Genomic DNA, 6,287 nt, shown 5'->3' on the forward strand with positions numbered 1-6,287 from the left:
TACAGGAACCTCGCCCTGGAGAATGAGGTGCTCTATGACATCCCTGACTCGCCCGCGCGTTGAGTTTATCTCAACAATCCTCCAGACCGTGCTGAACCTCGGTCTGCTGAGCCTTGGCCTGATACTGGTCGTCTTTTTGGGAAAAGAGACGGTGCATCTGGCGGATGTGCTGTTCGCCCCTGAACAAACCAGCAAATATGAGCTGGTGGAAGGCCTGGTGGTCTACTTTCTCTACTTTGAATTTATCGCGCTGATTGTGAAGTATTTCCAGTCAGGCTTTCACTTCCCGCTACGCTATTTTGTTTACATCGGGATCACCGCGATTGTGCGGCTGATCATCGTGGATCATACCTCCCCGCTCGACGTACTGATCTATTCGGCGGCGATCCTGCTGCTGGTGATCACGCTCTGGCTGTGCAATTCGAAACGGCTGAAACGGGAATAAAAAAATGGCGGCCCGGAGGCCGCCTAACAACAGTCACAAGTTGGGTCAATACAATACGTCTAAAGTTGAGGGTTGCAGTGGCATAACAAATGAAACTTAACCTTTCACACCGCCCGCCGTCAGGCCATTCACCAGCCAGCGCTGCGCCAGCAGGAACACGACGGTGATAGGGATGGCGGAGAGTACAGCCGCCGCAGCAAAGTCGCCCCACAAATAGTTCTGCGGATTGAGGTATTGCTGCATACCGACGGCCAGCGTATAGCTGTTGACATCACGCAGTAACAGGGAAGCGACCGGCACTTCGGTGATGGCTGCGATAAACGACAGGATAAAGACCACCGCCAGGATCGGCACCGACAGCGGCAGAAGCACCAGACGGAATGCCTGCCACGGGGTCGCGCCATCCAGCGCCGCCGCTTCTTCCAGCGAGCCGTCAATGGTTTCGAAATACCCTTTGATGGTCCACACATGCAGCGCGATACCGCCAAGATAGGCGAAGATGACGCCACCGTGGGTGTTCAGGCCGATAAACGGCACATACTGGCCCAGTCGGTCAAACAAGGCATACAACGCCACCAGTGACAGTACCGCCGGGAACATCTGGAAAATCAGCATCCCTTTCAGCAGCGTGGCTTTACCCGGGAAACGCATACGGGCAAAGGCGTAAGCACAGGTCGTGGAGAGTGCGACAATACCAATCGCGGTAATCCCGGCAATTTTCACCGAGTTCCACAGCCATAACAGCACCGGGAACGGCGGTGGCGTGACGCGGCCATCCGCGTGTTCAACGCTGAAGCCCAGCGCTAACTTCCAGTGCTCCCAGGAGATTTCATCCGGGATCAGGCTCCCGGTCGCGAAGTTACCGGCACGCAGGGAGATGGCGATGACCATCAGCAGCGGGAACATGATTGCCGCGATAAAAATCAGCAGCCCTAAATGCGTCGCGAAGAGGCGCAGTTTCTGAGATTTGGGTTGGACCATAGACATATTCTGTGCCCTCCTTAGTCGAATTTCATGCGTGTTGCTTTCAGGTTCACAATCGCCAGAGCGCCAACCAGCAGGAAGATCAGGGTGGCAATCGCTGCCGCCAGACCGAAGTCCTGACCGCCGCCGCCTTCGAAGGCGATACGGTAGGTGTAGCTGACGAGCAGGTCGGTATAGCCTGCCGGCGTGGTGGTGCCAAGACGGTCAGGCCCACCGTTGGTCAACAGCTGAATCAGCACGAAGTTGTTAAAGTTGAAGGCAAAGCTGGCAATCATCAGCGGCGTCAGCGGCTTAATGAGCAGCGGCAGCGTAATCTTAAAGAAATTCTGGAACGGACCCGCGCCATCCATTGCCGAGGCTTCGTACAAATCGTCCGGAATAGCCTTCAGCAGGCCCATGCACAGGATCATCATGTACGGATAACCGAGCCAGGTGTTCACGATGATAATCATCGAGCGGGCGGTGATTGGGTCGCTGAACCAGGCCGGTTTGATACCGAACAGCGCGCTCAGCATCATGTTGATTTCACCGAAGCTCTGGTTAAACAGCCCTTTGAAAATCAGAATCGAGATAAACGACGGGACGGCATACGGCAGAATAAGCAGCACGCGGTAAATGGCTTTCCCTTTCAGAGATTCCCACTGCACCAGACACGCCAGCACCATGCCCACGGCAACGGTCAGGATCACCGTCAGTATGGAGAACACTACGGTCCAGACAAAGATGGCGAAGAACGGTTTCTGGATCCCTTCATCGGTGAAGACGCGGGTGAAGTTGTCCCAGCCTATCGTCACGGTGTAGCCCGGGCTGAGCTTGTCATCACCCCATTTGCCATCAGCCGTAATGGACTGGTAGAAACCAATGTCATTGTTTGGACGGTACTTCACGCCGCTCTGGTTGTTGGTCAGCGTGCCATCGTCCGCCAGCGTATAGAGCGGTTGTGTCCCGGAGAACTGGCGCAGTGAACTCATGGTCACTTTGCTTTCGTCCGGCAGTTGGGCGGTAAGCTGCGTCAGTGCCTGACGGTTCTGCGTAATGATGCGCAGGTTAGCGCGTTCGCCTTCCGGCAGGGCCGCAGCCTCTTTTAAGGCTAGCTTCTGCTCGCCGCCAAATTTGAAAGCGTCGGAAACATAATTTTTGCCGGTTTCTTCGTCAGTGAGTGCTAACTTCCACTCGCTGCCCGCAGGATACAGGCCGAAGTTAAAGGTTTTGCCCGCCTGATAAGAGCGGTCCATCAGCACCTGTTGGGCGCGCTCCTGCGCAAGCTGGTTGGTGCTGCTGTAGTTGGTGAACGCGATAGCAATGGTACAAATCAGCGGGAACAGGACAAACAGACCCATCCCGGCCACGCCCGGGTAAACATATCGCCAGGCATAGGCTTTACGGTTGGCGAAAATATACAGGCCAGCAGAGCTTAAAATCAGCGTCATGATGGCGAACAGATATTCCCCTTGTACGTACATTAAAACAACAAGGTAACCCACCAGCAGACACAGCAGACCCATTACAGACCACTTCAGGGCAGAGCTTTGCCACCAGTGTTTCTTTTTAATGACATCCATGGGGTTCTTCCTCTACAACACATTTTGTTCTCCCTCTCTCCGCAGGGGAGAGAGGGGATAAAAGCCTTACTTCGTGATACGACCCTGAGCATCTTTCAGCGCAGCATCAACCGTCTGACGACCGCTTGCTGCGTTGATGACGGCGGTACGGGTGGCGTACCAGAACGCTGCCATTTGTGGGATGTTCGGCATGATTTCGCCTTTCTGGGCGTTATCCATGGTTGCCGCGATACGTGGGTCTTTCGCCAGCTGATCCTGGAAGGATTTCAGCGCAACCGCGCCCAGCGGTTTGTCCTTGTTCACTTCATCCAGACCCTGATCGGTCAGCAGGTAGTTTTCCAGGAACTCTTTCGCCAGCTCTTTGTTCGGGCTGGCAGCGTTAATACCTGCGCTCAGCACGCCAACAAACGGTTTAGACGGCTTGCCTTTAAAGGTTGGCAGCAGGGTTACGCCGTAGTTGATTTTGCTCTTGTCGATGTTGGTCCAGGCCCACGGACCGTTGATGGTCATCGCGGTTTCGCCTTTGTTGAACGCCGCTTCTGCGATGGAGTAGTCGGTATCCGCGTTCATGTGTTTGTTCTTGATGAGGTCAACCAGGAAGGTCAGGCCTGCTTTCGCGCCAGCGTTGTCCACGCCCACGTCTTTCACGTCATATTTGCCGTTTTCAAATTTGAACGCGTAACCGCCGTCGGCAGCAATCAGCGGCCAGGTGAAGTACGGTTCCTGCAGGTTGAACATCAGCGCGCTCTTACCTTTCGCCTTCAGCTCTTTATCCAGTTTCGGGATCTCTTCCCAGGTTTTCGGTGGGTTGGGTACCAGGTCTTTGTTGTAAATCAGAGACAGCGCTTCTACCGCGATTGGGTAAGCGATGATCTTGCCATTATAGCGAACGGCATCCCAGGTGAACGGGTACAGTTTGTCCTGGAAAGCTTTGTCTGGCGTCACTTCAGCCAGCAGACCCGACTGCGCGTAGCCACCGAAACGGTCATGTGCCCAGAAGATGATGTCCGGACCGTCACCCGTTGCAGCAACCTGCGGGAATTTCTCTTCCAGTTTGTCCGGGTGTTCAATGGTAACTTTGATACCGGTGTCTTTCTCGAATTTCTTGCCCACTTCGGCCAGGCCGTTATAGCCTTTATCGCCGTTAATCCAGATAACCAGCTTACCTTCTTCAATTTTGGCGAGAGCCGGTGCGGAAATCATCATTGCTGCAAGGGCGGACAATGCGAAAACGCGTGCGCCAGTCTTGATCTTCATATCTGCCATCCTTTTTTGGTGATGTGCTCGTGGATACACTGAGGTGGTTCAACGTGACTCAGTCTCCTTATTTGACATCCTCTTTCCATCCTCCCAACCCCTACGCCCCACCCCCCGTTTGTGTGATCTCCGTTACATAAATTTAAGTTATGAGTGCTGGCGCACATAAAAACACAGTGAATTTTGCAGGTGGCTTCACGAATTTCGCCTCAGCCCTCCAGCAGCGGTCGCAGAGCCTGCTCTCTCATCCTCCCGCCTCCTCCCCCATAAAAAAGCCGGGGGGTGGAGGATTCACGAAAGTAATGGATACCCCATAGTGAACTTATCTTGAATGTTTCTGTCGGTGACAGGTTGTAACGAAGGGAGAAGGGCATGGCGAGCGTACAGCTGCGTAATGTAACGAAAGCCTGGGGTGACGTTGTGGTGTCGAAAGACATCAATCTGGACATCCACGAAGGTGAATTCGTGGTATTTGTCGGCCCATCTGGCTGCGGTAAATCAACTCTGCTGCGTATGATTGCCGGTCTTGAAACCATCACCAGCGGCGATTTGCTGATTGGTGATACCCGAATGAATGACATTCCGCCTGCCGAACGTGGCGTCGGCATGGTTTTCCAGTCTTATGCACTCTATCCCCACCTTTCCGTAGCCGAGAACATGTCCTTCGGTCTGAAGCTGGCGGGCGCGAAAAAAGAGGTGATTAACCAGCGCGTCACGCAGGTGGCGGAAGTGTTACAGCTGGCACACCTGCTTGAGCGTAAACCAAAAGCCCTTTCCGGTGGTCAGCGTCAGCGTGTGGCAATTGGCCGTACGCTGGTCGCCGAACCGCGCGTGTTCCTGCTCGATGAACCGCTTTCTAACCTGGATGCCGCCCTGCGCGTCCAGATGCGTATCGAAATCTCCCGTCTGCACAAACGTCTTGGCCGCACGATGATTTACGTCACCCACGATCAGGTCGAAGCGATGACGCTGGCCGACAAAATTGTGGTGCTGGACGCCGGTCGCGTGGCGCAGGTGGGTAAACCGCTGGAGCTTTATCACTACCCGGCAGACCGCTTTGTTGCGGGCTTTATTGGCTCGCCAAAGATGAACTTCCTGCCCGTCAAAGTGACCGCGACAGCCATTGAACAGGTACAGGTGGAGTTGCCAAACCGTCAGCAAGTGTGGCTGCCGGTCGACAGCGCCAACGTACAGGTGGGGGCCAATATGTCCCTCGGTATTCGTCCTGAGCATTTACTGCCGAGCCACATCGCCGATGTGACGCTGGAAGGTGACGTTCAGGTCGTCGAACAACTTGGTCACGAAACACAGATTCATATCCAGATCCCCGCCATCCGTCAGAACCTGGTCTACCGCCAGAATGACGTGGTGTTGGTAGAAGAGGGTGCCACATTCGCTATCGGTTTGCCGCCAGAGCGTTGCCATCTGTTCCGTGAGGATGGCACCGCATGTCGTCGGTTGCACAAAGAGCCAGGCGTTTAAGCATTCCAATTACAAAGAAAAGCAATGATCTCAGGAGATAGAATGATGATTACTCTGCGCAAACTTCCTCTGGCAATCGCCGTGACGGCAGGCATTTTGTCTGCACACGCGGGTGCCGTGGACTTTAAAGGTTATGCTCGTTCTGGCATTGGCTGGACCGGGAGTGGCGGTGAACAACAATGTTTCCAGGCAACCGGTGCACAAAGTAAATACCGTCTCGGTAACGAATGTGAAACCTACGCCGAACTGAAACTGGGTCAGGAAGTGTGGAAAGAGGGCGATAAGAGCTTCTATTTCGACACTAACGTTGCGTATTCCGTTTCTCAGCAGAATGACTGGGAATCCACCAGCCCGGCCTTCCGTGAAGCAAACGTGCAGGGTAAAAACCTGATTGAATGGCTGCCAGGCTCCACCATCTGGGCCGGTAAGCGTTTCTATCAGCGTCATGACGTCCACATGATCGACTTCTACTACTGGGATATCTCTGGTCCTGGTGCGGGTATCGAAAACATCGATCTGGGCTTCGGTAAACTGTCTCTGGCCGCGACCCGTTCCAC

General features: G+C 54.3%; 6 protein-coding genes. 3 read left to right on the top strand and 3 right to left on the bottom strand.

Features of this window, described 5'->3' with window-relative positions; translation table 11 throughout:
* Window positions 1-34 precede the first annotated feature (34 nt).
* Window positions 35-445 (top strand): phosphate-starvation-inducible protein PsiE, encoded by a 411-nt coding sequence (psiE, locus tag JTA15_RS19005; RefSeq protein ID WP_020882851.1) that lies wholly within the window; start codon window positions 35-37, stop codon window positions 443-445.
* A 96-nt stretch (window positions 446-541) separates the two neighbouring features.
* Here the strand turns inward: psiE and malG are convergent, their stop codons facing one another.
* The 3 genes from malG to malE form a co-directional block, all read right to left on the bottom strand.
* Window positions 542-1,432, bottom strand: coding sequence for a maltose ABC transporter permease MalG (malG, locus tag JTA15_RS19010; protein ID WP_014168193.1), 891 nt, complete (start codon window positions 1,430-1,432; stop codon window positions 542-544).
* Window positions 1,433-1,446: 14 nt separating this feature from the next.
* Window positions 1,447-2,991 carry a maltose ABC transporter permease MalF gene (malF, locus tag JTA15_RS19015; RefSeq protein WP_020882850.1) on the bottom strand — a complete coding sequence of 515 codons (1,545 nt, stop codon included), beginning with the start codon at window positions 2,989-2,991 and terminating at the stop codon, window positions 1,447-1,449.
* A gap of 66 nt (window positions 2,992-3,057) precedes the next feature.
* Window positions 3,058-4,248, bottom strand: coding sequence for a maltose/maltodextrin ABC transporter substrate-binding protein MalE (gene malE, locus JTA15_RS19020; RefSeq protein ID WP_020882849.1), 1,191 nt, complete (start codon window positions 4,246-4,248; stop codon window positions 3,058-3,060).
* 372 nt (window positions 4,249-4,620) lie between these two features.
* Here malE and malK point away from each other — a divergent pair, with 372 nt between their 5' ends.
* Together malK and JTA15_RS19030 are read left to right on the top strand one after the other, a co-directional pair.
* A complete protein-coding gene (gene malK, locus JTA15_RS19025; RefSeq protein WP_014168196.1) occupies window positions 4,621-5,730 on the top strand; it encodes a maltose/maltodextrin ABC transporter ATP-binding protein MalK in 1,110 nt (369 codons plus the stop codon).
* A gap of 42 nt (window positions 5,731-5,772) precedes the next feature.
* Window positions 5,773-6,287: carbohydrate porin (locus tag JTA15_RS19030; RefSeq protein ID WP_219373267.1), on the top strand; the 515-nt coding region annotated here is incomplete at its 3' end.

Source organism: Enterobacter sp. BIDMC 29, from assembly GCF_019378755.1.
Classification (GTDB): Bacteria; Pseudomonadota; Gammaproteobacteria; order Enterobacterales; family Enterobacteriaceae; genus Enterobacter; species Enterobacter ludwigii.

Coding starts and splice junctions, on each gene's coding strand:
- psiE (WP_020882851.1), top strand. CDS start 35: ATGACATCCCTGACTCGCCCGCGCGTTGAGTTTATCTCAACAATCCTC.
- malG (WP_014168193.1), bottom strand. CDS start 1,432: ATGTCTATGGTCCAACCCAAATCTCAGAAACTGCGCCTCTTCGCGACG.
- malF (WP_020882850.1), bottom strand. CDS start 2,991: ATGGATGTCATTAAAAAGAAACACTGGTGGCAAAGCTCTGCCCTGAAG.
- malE (WP_020882849.1), bottom strand. CDS start 4,248: ATGAAGATCAAGACTGGCGCACGCGTTTTCGCATTGTCCGCCCTTGCA.
- malK (WP_014168196.1), top strand. CDS start 4,621: ATGGCGAGCGTACAGCTGCGTAATGTAACGAAAGCCTGGGGTGACGTT.